Here is a 14,385-nt window from a genome sequence, read left to right on the forward strand (position 1 = left end):
CGGATGCCTCGCCGTGCGTACCGCCGACATGCTTCGCCTGCTGCTGCTTGCCGCCATCTGGGGCTCCAGCTTCCTCTTTCTGCGTATTGCCGCACTCGAACTCGGTAGCCTGCCCACCGCATTCATACGTGCAAGCCTTGGCACGCTTGGCCTACTGATATTACTGCTGGTGGTGCGGGTCGAATGGGACTTTCGCGCAAAGCTGAAAACACTGCTGCTACTGGGCATCATCAACGCAGGGCTGCCTTCGACCATGTACAGCCTTGCCGCCCTGGTTCTACCAGCCGGCTACTCTGCGATCTTCAACGCCACCACGCCCTTGATGGGGGTCCTGATCGGCGCACTGTTTTTCCATGAAGGTATAACCCCGAGCAAGGCCACAGGCGTGTTCATCGGCCTGCTCGGCGTAGCGGTGCTGACCCGCACCGGCCCGGTGGCCTTCGACCTGCAACTGTTACTGGGCGCCGGCGCCTGCCTGGTAGCCACCATCTGCTACGGTTTTGCCGGTTTTCTCACACGCCGCTGGATCGGCCAACAAGGCGGCCTGGACAACCGCCTGACCGCCTTTGCCAGCCTGGCCGGTGCCAGCCTGTTCCTACTGCCGCTATTTATCGGCAGCCTGGCGCTAAAGCCACCAGCGAGCTGGGGCGGTATCGAGGTATGGCTGTCATTGGCCGCTCTCGGCCTACTCTGCACGGCCTTTGCCTACGTCTTGTACTTCCGCCTGTTGGAGGATGTCGGGCCGATCAAGGCCAGCACGACCACCTTCCTGATTCCACCGTTCGGCGTGCTGTGGGGCGCGCTGTTGTTAGGCGAACCACTGAGCTGGGACTACCTGCCCGGCTGTGTGCTGATCGCCCTGGCCCTGTGGCTGGTGGTGCGCCCAAGCGTGAGCAAAACGTAAAGCTGGATCGCGGCTTATCGATCCAGCAAAGCTGGTGGATGTGAAAAGCGACATCCACCCTACGCTTGGCTCAGCTTTTAACCTGCCGCCTATGGCCTGCCGCAGCTTTATTGCTGCAGTTCCTGTTCAGTGAACATATCGCTAAACAGCATGCTCGACAGGTAGCGTTCGCCGGAATCCGGCAGGATCACCACGATGGTCTTGCCCTGCATCTCCGGCCGCTCGGCCAGACGCACCGCTGCCATCATCGCCGCGCCGCAGGAAATGCCGCAAAGGATGCCCTCTTCGCGCATCAGGCGCAGGGCCATGGATTTGGCGTCGTCGTCATTGACCTGTTCGACCCGGTCGACCATGGCCAAATCGAGGTTCTTCGGCACGAAACCCGCGCCGATACCCTGAATCTTGTGCGGCGCCGGTTTGACCTCGTCACCGGCCAGGGTTTGACTGATCACTGGCGAGCCCACCGGCTCCACCGCCACCGACAGAATTGGCTTGCCCTGAGTCTGCTTGATGTAGCGCGAAACCCCAGTGATGGTGCCGCCAGTGCCAACCCCTGCCACCAGCACATCAATGGCGCCATCGGTGTCACGCCAGATTTCCGGGCCAGTGGTTTTTTCATGAATGGCCGGGTTGGCCGGGTTCTCGAACTGCTGCGGCAGGAAATAGTTTGGGTTGGCAGCCACCAGCTCATGGGCTTTCTCGATGGCGCCCTTCATCCCCTTGGCCGGCTCGGTCAGCACCAGCTCGGCGCCAAGGGCCTTGAGTACCTTGCGCCGCTCCAGGCTCATCGAAGCAGGCATGGTCAGCACCAGTTTATAGCTGCGCGCGGCAGCAACGAACGCCAGACCAATGCCGGTATTGCCGGAAGTAGGCTCAACGATGGTCATGCCCGGCTTGAGCACGCCACGCTCTTCGGCATCCCAGATCATGCTGGCGCCAATACGGCACTTGACCGAGTAGGCCGGATTGCGGCCTTCGATCTTGGCCAGAATGGTCACGCCTTTCGGGCCCAGGCGGTTGATCATCACCAACGGCGTGTTGCCGATGGCCTGGGCGTTGTCTGCGAAGATACGACTCATGATGGAAGTCCTTGCGGGCAGGAAAAGCCCCAAGCCTATGCCCGCGCCCCCGCGTCGTCCAGCCAATAGACCGAAAGCCAGGCGATTCGCCATTCAGTGACTGAATAGTGCTTCTGCGTTCACAGCCACCAAAGCCGCGCGTTATAGTCGCGCTTTGATTTTTTGCTGCGGGCCACCCGCGCTATCGCTCCGAGGATTTTCCGATGAAGTTTGAAGGCACCCAGTCTTACGTCGCCACCGACGACCTCAAGCTCGCGGTCAACGCCGCCATCACCCTGCAGCGCCCGCTGCTGGTCAAAGGCGAGCCGGGCACCGGCAAGACCATGCTCGCCGAGCAACTGGCCGAGGCCTTCGGCGCCCGCCTGATCACCTGGCACATCAAGTCCACCACCAAGGCGCACCAGGGCCTCTACGAATACGATGCGGTCAGCCGTCTGCGCGACTCGCAGCTCGACTCCGACAAGGTTCACGACGTTCGCAACTACATCAAGAAAGGCAAGCTGTGGGAGGCGTTCGAGTCCGAGGAGCGCGTGATTCTCTTGATCGACGAGATCGACAAGGCCGACATCGAGTTCCCCAACGACCTGTTGCAGGAACTCGACAAGATGGAGTTCTACGTTTACGAGACCGACGAGACGATCAAGGCCAAGCAGCGCCCCATCATCATCATCACCTCGAACAACGAGAAGGAACTGCCGGACGCCTTCCTGCGCCGCTGCTTCTTCCACTACATCGCCTTCCCCGATCGCGACACGCTGAAGAAGATCGTCGACGTGCACTACCCGAACATCAGCGGCGAGCTGGTGGCCGAGGCACTGGACGTGTTCTTCGACGTGCGCAAGGTGCCGGGCCTGAAGAAGAAGCCCTCGACCAGTGAGCTGGTGGACTGGCTCAAGCTGCTGATGGCCGACAACATCGGCGAAGCGGTGCTGCGCGAGCGCGATCCGACCAAGGCCATCCCGCCGCTGGCCGGTGCGCTGGTGAAGAACGAGCAAGACGTACAGCTACTCGAACGCCTGGCCTTCATGACCCGCCGCGCGTCGCGGTAAACATCGGGCGGCTGCGCGTCGGCCAGCGCCTTTGTAGGGTGGGTTAGCGAAGCGTAACCCACCAACCAGCCGCCAGGCTGGCAAGCATGATGCCGGCGGCATCAACGGATAATTCCGAGGGCACAGATAAATGCTGCTCAACCTGTTCAACGAAATGCGCGCGGCCAAGGTGCCGGTGTCAGTGCGTGAGCTGCTCGACCTGATCAACGCGCTCAAGCACAACGTCGTGTTCGCCGACATGGACGAGTTCTATTACCTGGCGCGCGCGATTTTGGTTAAAGACGAACGCCACTTCGACAAGTTCGATCGTGCCTTCGGCGCCTACTTCAATGGCCTGCAGAACCTCAACCAGCACATCGAGGCAATGATCCCCGAGGAGTGGCTGCGCAAGGAATTCGAGCGCCTGCTGAGCGACGAGGAAAAAGCGCAGATCCAGAGCCTCGGCGGCCTGGACAAGCTGATCGAGGAGTTCAAGAAACGCCTCGAAGAGCAGAAGGACAAGCACGCCGGCGGCAACAAGTGGATCGGCACCGGCGGCACCAGCCCGTTCGGCTCCGGCGGCTTCAACCCGGAAGGCATTCGCGTCGGCGATGCCGGCAAGCGCCAGGGCAAGGCCGTCAAGGTGTGGGATCAGCGCGAGTACAAGAACCTCGACGATCAGGTCGAGCTGGGCACGCGCAACATCAAGGTGGCGCTGCGCCGCCTGCGTAAGTTCGCCCGCCAGGGGGCGGCCGAAGAGCTGGATCTGGACGGCACCATCGACCACACCGCGAAGGACGGCGGCCTGCTCAATATCCAGATGCGCCCGGAGCGGCGCAACACGGTCAAGCTCCTGCTGCTGCTGGATATCGGCGGTTCGATGGACGCTCACGTCAAGGTGTGCGAGGAACTGTTCTCGGCCTGCAAGACCGAGTTCAAGCACCTGGAGTATTTCTACTTCCACAACTTCATCTACGAGAGCGTGTGGAAGAACAACCTGCGCCGCATGAGCGAACGCACCTCGACGCTGGATCTGCTGCACAAGTACGGCGCCGACTACAAGGTGGTGTTCGTCGGCGACGCGGCCATGGCGCCCTATGAGATCACCCAGGCTGGCGGCAGCGTCGAGCACTGGAACGAGGAAGCCGGCTACGTCTGGATGAAGCGCTTCACCGAGAAGTTCAAGAAGGTCATCTGGATCAACCCCTACCCCAAAGACACCTGGAACTACACCGCCTCCACCGGCCTGGTACGCGAGCTGATCGAAGATCGCATGTACCCGCTGACCCTGCAGGGCCTGGAAGACGGCATGAAGTACCTGTCCAAGTAAGCCCACCTAAAACAAAAACGCCGCGAATCCTATCAAGGATTCGCGGCGTTTTTGTAGCCCGGATGCAATCCGGGAAATCTCGAGCTTCCCCCGGATTGCATCCGGGCTACACGCACGAACTCAACGCTTGTCGGCGTCGTCCGGCTTGTTCAGATCCATCACGGTCTGCGCAGACGCATGCACCGGTTCTTCCGACTTGCTCTCGGCAGCCGCTGCTACAGGCGCAGCCGGGGTACTGGCCTCTTCGCTCACATCGTCCTTCTTACGCAGGCCCAGGCGCTTGCCCAGCCAGCCGAACAGCAACACAGGAACGATCCAGAACTTCTTCAACAACACCAGCAGCATGGCCAGCAGACCGGTCTTGGCCGCCACCTTACCCGCCACCAGAGCGCCCAGGCCGTATGCAGCCACGGTGTCCAGATCCGGGTTGAACTCGGCATAGCGCTGGCCCGGATTGAACTCGGTAGCTGCCAGTACAGCCGGAACATTGGCCTCAATCTCCGGCAATTGATCCATGTTGGCGACGAAGTTCAGCACCAACACGCCCTTACGGCCCAGCACGCGGATGTTGTAGTTGAGGGTGTTGGCATCACTGTCGCCGAACTTCAGTTCCTTGGCCCAGTAGAGTTTCTTGCCTTCAGCGTCGTAACGCGGCTCGGCAGCCCAGCCAACCAGCTCGACCGGCTCGTAGCCGTTCTCCTCTCGCCAGGTGTTGGCCTCGCCCATATCGGCCTGCATATCCTTGAGCATGTCGCCATAGTCGATATCGGCAGCATCCTCATCGGAGACGTAACCGCTGTTCTCGTACTCGACCGTCACGCCCCAGGACTCTTGCGCCAATGGTGAAATACCAGCCGGCAGGATCATCCCCAACGGCGGTACGTCATCAGGCGGATTACCCCAACCGTCGACCAGCAGGCGCTGGGTGTTCTCACTATCGAGGAAAACCAGCGACTCAGGCAGATTAAGGGTCGCTAAGTCATTACCCAGCACGATGCGGCCATGCTGGAAATTCAGGCTGGCGACGAAAGCCTCGGCGCTGATGCCCTGAGCCGCCTCGTCAACCGAGGCACGCTCTTCGGCAGCCTCGCGCTGATCAGCAGGTGCCTCGCCAGCCTGAGCAACAGAAAATAAGGGGAGGAAGGCAGCCAATGCGGCAGCCAGGATCGAATCCTTGATCGACATAGAAACTCCATAACAGCGGGTGGGTAAATGTAACGAAGCATTACATTACCACGCCGCTGTTTGCTGACAGGCGAACCAGCGCAACTTTTTGCAGCCTGCCAACACACGCAGCGTTACGAGCCCTGTCGCGTGTTTACGCTCAACGCCAGTGCCGCTGCTGCGTGCGCCGGGTCTGCCCGGCACCGAGTACCCAGCCGATGGCCAGCGTCAGCAGTTCCACGCACCAAGCCAGCAGCAGCGCGCTGATCACGCCCCAAGCAATGGCCTCGGGAGTGAGCAACACCTGATAGCGATAGGCGTCGAGGGTCTCTTTGAACAAATCCGCGTCGGCGCCCGTGGCCAGGTGCCAGGCCTGCGCGTACCAGGCCCCTTGCATGGCTTGCCACTCTTCGTCGAGCAAGGCCGCGCGTTGCACCAGATTGCCGACACTACGTGCATCACTCTGCATCACCGGGTCATTGCTGACGCGGTAGTGCGCCACCAGTGCATCCAGATCGCCCTTGAAGAAACGCTGCGCCGTGTCACGGAAGCCCTGCAGGCTCTGCTGCGATTCCGAGCGGTGCGCCTCGACACGCTTGGCGTAGTCGTCGATGAAACCGGGCACCTGAACCCCGGCTAGCAGCCCCACCGCGAATAACACCAGACGCAGGTAACTTCTGAACATTCTTCCCTCCCGAGGAATTTCTACCCGCTATCGATCAGGCCTTGCCATCGGCAATACATTCGCCACGGCGCCATAGCCGCCACTCACCCGGCTGGTAGAGCGACCATTGTTCGTTATCCGTTAAAGGCTCGGTCGCGATCACCGTGACCACATCGTTGGGCGTGGTTTCCGCCTGGAAATCCACCTTCAGATCAGCGTCCTTTAGCTGCGCCGGGCCAAAAGGAGCACGACGGGTGATGTGCGCCAGTTTGCTGGAGCAGAAGCTGAACAACCAGTCGCCATCGCTGAGCAGGCAATTGAACACGCCGAGCTGGCGGTAACTGGCACAGGCAGCCACCAGCACCGGCAACAGCACCTCAACCCCTACCGGCTCGGGAAAGGCCCGGCGTACACGATTGAGCAGGTCGCAAAAGGCCGCCTCGCTATCAGTGTCGCCCACAGGCCGATAGAAGCTGGTAGCCCCCGCCAGCCCGGCCAACTGGCCATTATGCGCGAAGCACCAATGGCGCCCCCAGAGCTCACGGCTGAACGGGTGGGTATTGGCCAGGCAGACCTGACCGACGTTGGCCTGACGGATATGACCAATCACCACCTCACTCTTGATCGGATAGCGCTGCACCAGTTGCGCCACCTCCGATTCACTGCTCGCTCGCGGGTCCTGAAACAGACGTAAACCGCGCCCTTCATAGAATCCGATGCCCCAACCATCACGATGCGGGCCCGTGCGGCCGCCACGCTGCATCAGCCCGGTGAAGCTGAATACGATATCCGTGGGGATATTGGCGCTCATGCCGAGCAGTTCGCACATGCTTCAATTCTCCTCGCCCAGGATCAGGCTTAGGCAGTAGGTTTCATGCACAGGCGCAGGATGCTCAAGCCAAGGTGACACGGGCTCGATCAGCGCCTATCTGTGTGCATGGGAGAAGATGTCTAATGACACGATGAACTCGCCGCGCCTATGTCGGCGATGGAAGCAACGCGCGTTGCCGAGCAGTGGTAGGCACACAGCCACCATGCTGAGCGCCTGCCCAGACAGGCGCAAGGGCCGCAGCGTTAGATTCGCGGCTCCAAACGACCACCGTGCTCACGGGCGTATCCACGCGACAGCGGCTCATCATCGTCATCTTCCATCCGTTCACGCAGGGTGCGCGAATCTTCTTGCCCTGCATGGCCGTCATCTGCATGGCGCCCCTGCCACCAGCGCTCGATGGGCCAGCGTATGGCAACGAAAACCAGGTACACGGCAAAGGCAATCAGGCCGTAGAGAGTCAGATCGGCCACCGCCCGCCAGGCGTTGTTACCGACTTTGAGCAGCACATCCATAGCCGTAATCGCGATGGCCGGGGCGAATAGCTCGCGCGCCGGGTCAACAATGGTCGGGCTGAACAACAGGACAGCCACCAGCACGCGCAACGGCTCACGGGCATAGCGCCACATCCAGCGAGTCATCCGCATCCAGACCAGCAGGCAGCCCAGTGCCGCGAAACCATAGGCGGCCCAGGCCAGAAGGTAGTCGTTTTCGTTCATCATAAGCAGGGTCGGCGTGGCAGGTCTGGCAAAGGGGCGCTTATGATAACGGCTTTTGCCCAATGCGGCGCCCCTTCGTTCTGGAGCTCACCATGCCCTCTGCCCCCCTCGCCCGCCAGCTAGCCGGTCATGACCCTTATCGCTGGCTGGAGAACCGCGACAGCGACGAAGTGCTGGCCCACCTGCAAGCGGAAAACGCCTACCTCGATAGCAAGCTCGCGGCAGAACAGCCACTGCGCGAAGCGTTATTCGAGGAAATCAAAGGACGTATTCGCGAGACCGACCTGTCACTGCCCACGCCTTGGGGCGACTACCTCTACTACCAACGCACCACGGCCGGCGACGAATATGCGCGGCATTATCGCTGCCGTCGCCCGACGGACGGTTCACTGACCCCCGATACCGCCAGCGAAACCCTGCTGCTCGACCCCAACGCCCTGGCAGACGGCGGCTTTCTTGCGGTGGGCGCCTTCAGCATCAGCCCCGACCAGCAGCGCCTGGCCTACAGCCTGGACACCAGTGGCGACGAGATCTACCGCCTGTTCGTCAAGGAACTGGCCAGCGGCCAGATCAGCGAGCTGCCTTTCGATGACTGCGACGGCAGCATGACCTGGGCGAACGACAGCCAGACCCTGTTCTTCACCGAACTGGACGACACCCATCGCCCCTACAAGCTCTACCGTCACCGCTTTGGCACGCAGAACGCCGAAGTGGTGTTCGAGGAGAGCGACGAGCGCTTCTTCCTGCACTGCTACCGCTCAAGCTCCGAGCGCCAGTTGATCCTGCAACTGGGCAGCAAGACCACCAGCGAAGTCTGGGTACTGGACGCCGCAACACCCGAAGCCGCCTTCACCTGCCTGGCAGCGCGCGAGGAAGGCCACGAGTACGACGCCGACCACGGCATGCTCGACGGCCAGTGGAGCTGGCTGATCCGCAGCAACCAGAGCGGCATCAACTTCGCCCTCTACCGCGCCGACGAGGCCAGCCCACAGCGCCCGCACTGGCGCGAAATCCGCGCGCACGACCCCAAGGTGATGCTCGAAGGCGCCACACTCAACCAGCGCGCGCTCGTCCTTGCCTTGCGCGAGGGCGGCCTGCCAACTCTCGAAGTGCTGCCGCAAGGTGCCCCCGCCTATCGCGTGCAACTGCCGGATGCTGCCTACAGCCTGTACGTGCAGGACAGCCTGGAGTTTCACAGCCCGGCCATTCGCCTACGCTACGAGGCGCTCAGCCGCCCGGCGCAAATTCGCCAACTGGAGCTGGCCACAGGCGCGCAGCAGGTGCTCAAGCAAACCCCGGTAGAAGGCCCGTTCGACGCCGAGGCCTACGAAAGCCGGCGCCTCTGGGCCACGGCAGCCGATGGCACGCAGGTGCCCATCAGCCTGGTGGCGCGCCGCGACGTGTTCGCCGCAGGCCAGCCTGCCCCGCTCTACCTCTACGGTTACGGCGCCTACGGCGAAAGCCTCGACCCCTGGTTCTCCCATGCCCGCCTGAGCCTCTTGGAGCGCGGCTTCATCTTCGCCATCGCCCATGTACGCGGCGGCGGTGAGATGGGCGAAGCCTGGTATCGCAGCGGCAAGCTGGAACATAAACAAAACACCTTCGGCGATTTCATCGCCTGCGCCGAATGCCTGATCAACGAGGGCCTGACTCAACCCGCGCAACTGGCCATCAGTGGCGGCAGCGCCGGCGGCCTGTTGATCGGCGCCGTGCTCAACCAGCGCCCGGAACTGTTCGCCGCGGCCATCGCCGAGGTGCCTTTCGTCGACGTACTCAACACCATGCTCAACCCGGACTTGCCGCTGACGGTGACCGAATACGACGAATGGGGCGACCCGAACCAGCCCGAGGTTCATGCACGCATCAAGGCCTACGCCCCATACGAGAATGTACGCGCTCAGGCGTATCCCGCGATCCTCGCCGTGGCTGGCTACAACGACAGCCGTGTGCAGTACTGGGAAGCTGCCAAGTGGGTGGCCAAACTCCGTGCCACCAAGACTGACGAGAATTTGCTGCTACTCAAGACCGACCTCAGCGCCGGTCACGGCGGCATGAGCGGGCGCTATCAGGGCATCAAGGACGTGGCGCTGGAATATGCCTTCGTCTTCAAGGCACTGCGCATCAATAAGGATTGACCCACCGTTCCGTCATGGCGGCAAATCTCTTCTAGGCTCAATTCAACGGATCGTGAACGTCGGCCTAGAGGAATATCGCGTCATGAACACGTGGAAAATTCGCACCCACCTGCTGTTACTCGCAAGCACCTTGCTGTGCGCCCTGCTAGTTGTCGGTCTGCTCGGCCTGCTGGCACTGAAAAGCAGCGAGCAAGGCCTGCGAACTGTCTACCTTGACCGCGTGGTGCCACTGCGCGATCTCAAGGTCATCGCCGACCTCTACGCGGTCAACATTGTCGATGCCACCCACAAGGCGCGTAGCGGGGAGCTCACATACAAGGCCGCGCAGCAGCTAATTCAGCAGGCCCAGCAAGACATCAACAAGGTCTGGAAAGACTACCTCGGCACAGTGCTTATCCCCGAAGAAACGCGCCTGATCGATGAAATAACGCCCATGATGCGTAACATTCACGCCCCCATACAGCGTTTACAGCAATGGCTGGAGCAGCCTGATAAAGATGCGCTCGAGCAATTCGCCAGAACCGAACTTTACCCCCTGATCGACCCAATCTCGAACAAGTTTTCCGAGTTGATCGAGGTGCAACTGGTGGAAGCCAAACGCCAATACCAACTTGGTGAAGCGACCTACTCAAACAGCCTCCAGCAGATCATTGCCCTACTGCTTCTGGCACTAGTGGTCGGCATCGGGCATGCGCTTTACTTCGGCCGCTTGCTCGCTCGCCAACTGGGCGCTGAACCCGCCGAGTTGGAGGCCATCAGCGCGCGCATCGCCAATGGCCATCTGCAAGCCTCACAGGATCTGCCTACCCCCAAGAGCGGCGTGCTGAAGTCGGTGCAGGCCATGCGCCAAAATCTGCATCAGGTGGTCGGCAATATCGGTGACGCCTCCGAGCAGATCGAGTCTGCTACGCAGCAGCTCGCAGTCTCCTCCGAGCGGGTACTCAATAACGCCAACACTCAAAGCGATACCGCCTCGGCTATGGCCGCAGCCGTGGAGCAACTGTCGGTCAGCATCAACCATATCGCCGAGCAGGCCCAGCAAACCCATGAGCATGCCAAACGCGCCCAAGCACTAGCTGGCGACGGCATGCAGGTGACCACCCAGGCCATCGATGAAATTCGCCAGGTTGCCGCCTTGGTGGCACGCTGCTCGACGGATATCGAAGAACTGGCGGCGCAGTCGGGCAATATCAGCGCCATCGTCAATGTGATTCGCGGTATTGCCGAACAAACCAACCTGCTGGCTTTGAATGCCGCCATTGAAGCCGCCAGAGCCGGGGAGCAGGGTCGAGGCTTTGCCGTGGTGGCCGATGAAGTGCGCAGTCTGGCTGGCCGTACAGCGCAATCGACCACCGAGATTGTCAACCTGATCGAGGCCATTCAAGGTGGCGTGCAGCAAGCCAGCAGTAGCATGCAGCTCACCTGCTCACGGGTCGATACAGGGTTGCACTTGACCGAGCGCAGCACTGCCACCATGGCCGACATCCACCAGGCTCTGGATGATTCTCTGAGCGCGATAGGCGGAATAGCTACCGCCCTGCAACAACAGCGAGCCGCCAGCGAGCAGGTCGCACAGAACGTCGAGCAGGTGGCGCAGATCGTCGAGGAAAACTCTGCCGCGCAAGGCGGCATCGTTCAGGCTATCCATGGTCTGCAAGGCATGACACAGCGCCTGCAAAGCGTGGTGCAGCGCTTCACTCTGTAGCGCTTCGCGATCTTGCCTCCGGCAAGCGCTTCAACTCCTGGCTATTGCGGCGCAGTTGCTGATCGAGCTGCGGTATCGGCTTGTCCACCTCTGGCCGCACTGCAGCCCCAGGCAATGGTGGCTGCAAGGGCGGTAAATCCTGGCGTCGGGTAGGCGCTGGGACAACGGGCTGAGCATAGGGCTGTGGTGTGGCCGTACCCGGTGACCCTGGTACGGGCGTCGCAGGCAGGCGCATGGGTTCTTGCGCATGAGCCAGGGCTGCGCAGAGCAGAATCAACAGAGTGAATACGCGAAAGAGCATGACAGGCCTCCTGCACGAAGGGCTTTCGTTCTATTCTGGCAGCCCAAGCATTCGAATGTTCAAGCAGATCGCCCCATGACCACCAGCAAACTCGACAAAATCCTCGCCGAAGCCCAGCACCGCCGCGAAACCAGCTACCGCGAAAAAGCCCTGCGCATGTACCCGCACATCTGTGGCCGTTGCGCCCGTGAGTTCAGCGGTAAGCGCCTGAGCGAGCTGACCGTGCACCACCGCGACCACAACCACGACAACAACCCGGAGGACGGCTCCAACTGGGAACTGCTGTGCCTGTTCTGCCACGACAACGAGCACCAGCGCCAGGTCGATCTGCATTATCAAAAGGAAGAAGCCGCCAGCGCCGGATCCGGCAGCAAGGTCACGCACAAAGGTCTGGCAGGGTTGGCGGCGCTGCTGGGCAAGACGGAAGATAAGCAAGGCTGAAAGCCATCACCCGTAGGAACGAATTCATTCGCGATACTTGCCGGCGCGGCGCCAGCACTTTTCGCGGATAAATCCGCTCCTACCGACCGTGCGTCTAGACAGCTTCGGCGCAGGGGCAACGCTTTTGTAGGAGCGAATTCATTCGCGATTCGCGGCAAAAGCCGCTCCTACGGAAGCAATACGCACACTACTTCAGCAGGCGCGTATCGAGGGTCTTCGATGGGCCGCCGAGAACATTCTCGGTGATGTCGATGAAATCCTTGGTGCTGACCCGATCCAGACGCATCAGGCCACGGGTCACGTCATCCAGGGATAGGTTGCCCTTGTCCTTGGTCTTCTGCCGAATCTCGCGATCCAGCTCCTGCAGCAACAGCACGGCACGGGCGGTCACCGGCCCGTTGGCGCTGTTGGTGCGCAGGCTGGTAACCGGCTTGCTCCAGTCGATCAGTTGCTCGCGGATTTTCTGGTAGCGCTCCTCGCTGACACCTCCGGCACGACGCATCAACTCGATGGAGTAATACTCAGCCAGCCCCTCGGCGATCCAGTCGCTACGCTCGCGCCCGTAGATACGCCCGAACACGTGAACCAGCTCGTGCACCAGTGAGCTGGTGCCATTTTCGCTGACCAGCGGACGATCACTGTGCATGTAATAAGAGTTGGAGGCAGACAAGCCACCGCGCCACATCGGGTCACCAGCGCCGACGATCAGCAGCTTGTCGGGGTCGCGCGGGAATACCTGCTGCAATTGCGGCCAGACGAAGGTAAGGAATGTCATGATGTCCATGCGGCGCATGCCCTCACCGACCGGTGCGGAGATCGCCACTTCGGTATCGCCGAGTTGTGTGCGCCGCGTGCCCAGCTTACCGGCCAGCATCCAGCCGGTTGGGCGATCGAAGTTGCGCTGCGGGTTATCGATGCGAAAACGGTTCTTGCCAATGCGTGGCCAGCCGGTTTCCACGCTTTTCCAGCCCTTGGGCAACTCAAACTGCAGGCGTGCCACCAGGTCGGTCTTGTCCGCCATGTCGAGCTGCGCAGGCGGCACCAGATCGTCACCGCGCAGCAAAGCCCAATCGGAGGTCATACGCGCGTCATAACGACTAGGTTTACGCTCATGATCAATCAACACACGGTAGCTCAGTGTGCTCTTGCCCTTGCCTGGCTGCCATTTGCCGCGCCCATCCGCTTCTGACCACTGGCCATCAGCCTTGAAATCGCTGTAACGGCTCTGCTTGCCCAGGTTGAAATCCAGACTACGAATATGCTCGCCCTTCTCCAGAGTGATACTGACCTCGGCCTGATCACTCTCAGGTAAAAAGCGCACCTGATAATCCAGATCGACTTTTTTCGTCGCCGCCCAAGTCGGCAGGCTGAGGCTCAGCAACAGCAGGGACGAATACAGCGGCAAACGCGACAGAGACAGCATGCAGGACTCCTGATGCACGAAGGGACTTGACTATAGGACAGCCGCACCACGAGCCAATTCCGTAGGCGGCCCCGCAAAAACAGGCGAAAAACGCTCGGTGTCGCGCACGAGCCTGTTTTTAACGCAGCAATGGTAACGCACGACTGCATGGGTGCAGGAGGTAGAGCGATGCAGGAAGCCAAAGCCGAGGTAGTTCTTCAACAGCTTGTTAATCAACCCGCACGAAAAATCAGATGCTCTTCCCAGTCATCCTCGGCCACATCGTGCTCACTGAGCATGCGACCGGCCTGGGATATGCGCTCGGCATGCACCGCCTCCGGGTCGCCGCTGACAAGGTGATGCCAGTGCGGCAAATCCTTACCCTCGCTCACCAGGCGATAACCACAGGTCGGCGGCAACCATTTGAACTGGTCGGCCTGCGCCGGGGTGAGCTGGATACAGTCCGGCACATGCTTGATGCGATTGGGATAGTCACTGCAGCGACAGTTTTGTAGATCCAGCAGTTTGCAGGCGATGCGCGTGTAATAGACGGCGCCGTCGTCCTCATCCTCAAGCTTTTGCAGACAGCACAGGCCACAGCCGTCGCACAGCGACTCCCACTCGCCTGCATCAAGCTGGGCGAGGGTCTTGCGTTTCCAGAAAGGTTCGGTGGAGGTGGCCATG

General features: G+C 61.0%; 13 protein-coding genes. 6 read left to right on the forward strand and 7 right to left on the reverse strand.

Features of this window, described 5'->3' with window-relative positions; all coding sequences use genetic code 11:
• Nucleotides 1–13 precede the first annotated feature (13 nt).
• Entirely contained in the window at nucleotides 14–904 is an 891-nt protein-coding gene (locus AERO9A_RS12060; protein WP_159972182.1) for a DMT family transporter, read from the forward strand.
• A 107-nt stretch (nucleotides 905–1,011) separates the two neighbouring features.
• Here the strand turns inward: AERO9A_RS12060 and cysK are convergent, their stop codons facing one another.
• Nucleotides 1,012–1,983, reverse strand: coding sequence for a cysteine synthase A (gene cysK, locus AERO9A_RS12065; RefSeq protein WP_159972183.1), 972 nt, complete (start codon nucleotides 1,981–1,983; stop codon nucleotides 1,012–1,014).
• 203 nt (nucleotides 1,984–2,186) lie between these two features.
• Between cysK and AERO9A_RS12070 the strand changes: the two genes are divergently transcribed.
• Both AERO9A_RS12070 and AERO9A_RS12075 read left to right on the forward strand, forming a co-directional pair.
• Nucleotides 2,187–3,032, forward strand: a complete 846-nt coding sequence (locus AERO9A_RS12070) for a MoxR family ATPase (RefSeq protein ID WP_159972184.1) — start codon at nucleotides 2,187–2,189, stop codon at nucleotides 3,030–3,032.
• 130 nt (nucleotides 3,033–3,162) lie between these two features.
• On the forward strand, nucleotides 3,163–4,341 hold the full coding sequence (locus tag AERO9A_RS12075; RefSeq protein WP_159972185.1) for a VWA domain-containing protein: 1,179 nt from the start codon (nucleotides 3,163–3,165) through the stop codon (nucleotides 4,339–4,341).
• 120 nt (nucleotides 4,342–4,461) lie between these two features.
• Here AERO9A_RS12075 and AERO9A_RS12080 read toward each other — a convergent pair whose 3' ends face one another.
• The 4 genes from AERO9A_RS12080 to AERO9A_RS12095 all read right to left on the reverse strand — a co-directional run bounded on the left by AERO9A_RS12080 (nucleotide 4,462) and on the right by AERO9A_RS12095 (nucleotide 7,720).
• Nucleotides 4,462–5,526 carry a DUF2167 domain-containing protein gene (locus AERO9A_RS12080; RefSeq protein WP_159972186.1) on the reverse strand — a complete coding sequence of 355 codons (1,065 nt, stop codon included), beginning with the start codon at nucleotides 5,524–5,526 and terminating at the stop codon, nucleotides 4,462–4,464.
• Nucleotides 5,527–5,665: 139 nt separating this feature from the next.
• The gene (locus tag AERO9A_RS12085; RefSeq protein ID WP_159972187.1) at nucleotides 5,666–6,190 is read right to left on the reverse strand and encodes a DUF2937 family protein; all 525 of its coding nucleotides are present in this window, start codon (nucleotides 6,188–6,190) and stop codon (nucleotides 5,666–5,668) included.
• Between the two features lie 34 nt (nucleotides 6,191–6,224).
• Entirely contained in the window at nucleotides 6,225–6,998 is a 774-nt protein-coding gene (locus tag AERO9A_RS12090; protein WP_159972188.1) for a class II glutamine amidotransferase, read from the reverse strand.
• 245 nt (nucleotides 6,999–7,243) lie between these two features.
• Nucleotides 7,244–7,720, reverse strand: coding sequence for an MFS transporter (locus AERO9A_RS12095; protein WP_159972189.1), 477 nt, complete (start codon nucleotides 7,718–7,720; stop codon nucleotides 7,244–7,246).
• An 89-nt stretch (nucleotides 7,721–7,809) separates the two neighbouring features.
• Between AERO9A_RS12095 and AERO9A_RS12100 the strand changes: the two genes are divergently transcribed.
• The 3 genes from AERO9A_RS12100 (at nucleotide 7,810) to AERO9A_RS12110 (ending at nucleotide 12,299) form a co-directional block, all read left to right on the forward strand.
• A complete protein-coding gene (locus AERO9A_RS12100) occupies nucleotides 7,810–9,852 on the forward strand; it encodes a S9 family peptidase (RefSeq protein WP_159972190.1) in 2,043 nt (680 codons plus the stop codon).
• Nucleotides 9,853–9,934: 82 nt separating this feature from the next.
• The gene (locus AERO9A_RS12105; RefSeq protein WP_159972191.1) at nucleotides 9,935–11,557 is read left to right on the forward strand and encodes a methyl-accepting chemotaxis protein; all 1,623 of its coding nucleotides are present in this window, start codon (nucleotides 9,935–9,937) and stop codon (nucleotides 11,555–11,557) included.
• A 376-nt stretch (nucleotides 11,558–11,933) separates the two neighbouring features.
• On the forward strand, nucleotides 11,934–12,299 hold the full coding sequence (locus AERO9A_RS12110) for a YajD family HNH nuclease (protein ID WP_159972192.1): 366 nt from the start codon (nucleotides 11,934–11,936) through the stop codon (nucleotides 12,297–12,299).
• A gap of 187 nt (nucleotides 12,300–12,486) precedes the next feature.
• Here the strand turns inward: AERO9A_RS12110 and AERO9A_RS12115 are convergent, their stop codons facing one another.
• The gene (locus tag AERO9A_RS12115; RefSeq protein WP_159972322.1) at nucleotides 12,487–13,719 is read right to left on the reverse strand and encodes a hypothetical protein; all 1,233 of its coding nucleotides are present in this window, start codon (nucleotides 13,717–13,719) and stop codon (nucleotides 12,487–12,489) included.
• A gap of 215 nt (nucleotides 13,720–13,934) precedes the next feature.
• Nucleotides 13,935–14,384: a YcgN family cysteine cluster protein gene (locus AERO9A_RS12120; RefSeq protein ID WP_159972193.1), complete on the reverse strand. Its 450-nt coding sequence runs from the start codon at nucleotides 14,382–14,384 to the stop codon at nucleotides 13,935–13,937.
• Nucleotide 14,385 lies beyond the last annotated feature (1 nt).

Source organism: Pseudomonas sp. 8Z (genome assembly GCF_902506535.1).
Taxonomy (GTDB): Bacteria; Pseudomonadota; Gammaproteobacteria; order Pseudomonadales; family Pseudomonadaceae; genus Aquipseudomonas.

Bases quoted from the DNA above. Each gene is read 5' to 3' on its own strand.
- cysK (WP_159972183.1), bottom strand. From the start codon at position 1,983: ATGAGTCGTATCTTCGCAGACAACGCCCAGGCCATCGGCAACACGCCG.
- AERO9A_RS12070 (WP_159972184.1), top strand. From the start codon at position 2,187: ATGAAGTTTGAAGGCACCCAGTCTTACGTCGCCACCGACGACCTCAAG.
- AERO9A_RS12075 (WP_159972185.1), top strand. From the start codon at position 3,163: ATGCTGCTCAACCTGTTCAACGAAATGCGCGCGGCCAAGGTGCCGGTG.
- AERO9A_RS12080 (WP_159972186.1), bottom strand. From the start codon at position 5,526: ATGTCGATCAAGGATTCGATCCTGGCTGCCGCATTGGCTGCCTTCCTC.
- AERO9A_RS12085 (WP_159972187.1), bottom strand. From the start codon at position 6,190: ATGTTCAGAAGTTACCTGCGTCTGGTGTTATTCGCGGTGGGGCTGCTA.
- AERO9A_RS12090 (WP_159972188.1), bottom strand. From the start codon at position 6,998: ATGTGCGAACTGCTCGGCATGAGCGCCAATATCCCCACGGATATCGTA.
- AERO9A_RS12095 (WP_159972189.1), bottom strand. From the start codon at position 7,720: ATGATGAACGAAAACGACTACCTTCTGGCCTGGGCCGCCTATGGTTTC.
- AERO9A_RS12100 (WP_159972190.1), top strand. From the start codon at position 7,810: ATGCCCTCTGCCCCCCTCGCCCGCCAGCTAGCCGGTCATGACCCTTAT.
- AERO9A_RS12105 (WP_159972191.1), top strand. From the start codon at position 9,935: ATGAACACGTGGAAAATTCGCACCCACCTGCTGTTACTCGCAAGCACC.
- AERO9A_RS12110 (WP_159972192.1), top strand. From the start codon at position 11,934: ATGACCACCAGCAAACTCGACAAAATCCTCGCCGAAGCCCAGCACCGC.
- AERO9A_RS12120 (WP_159972193.1), bottom strand. From the start codon at position 14,384: ATGGCCACCTCCACCGAACCTTTCTGGAAACGCAAGACCCTCGCCCAG.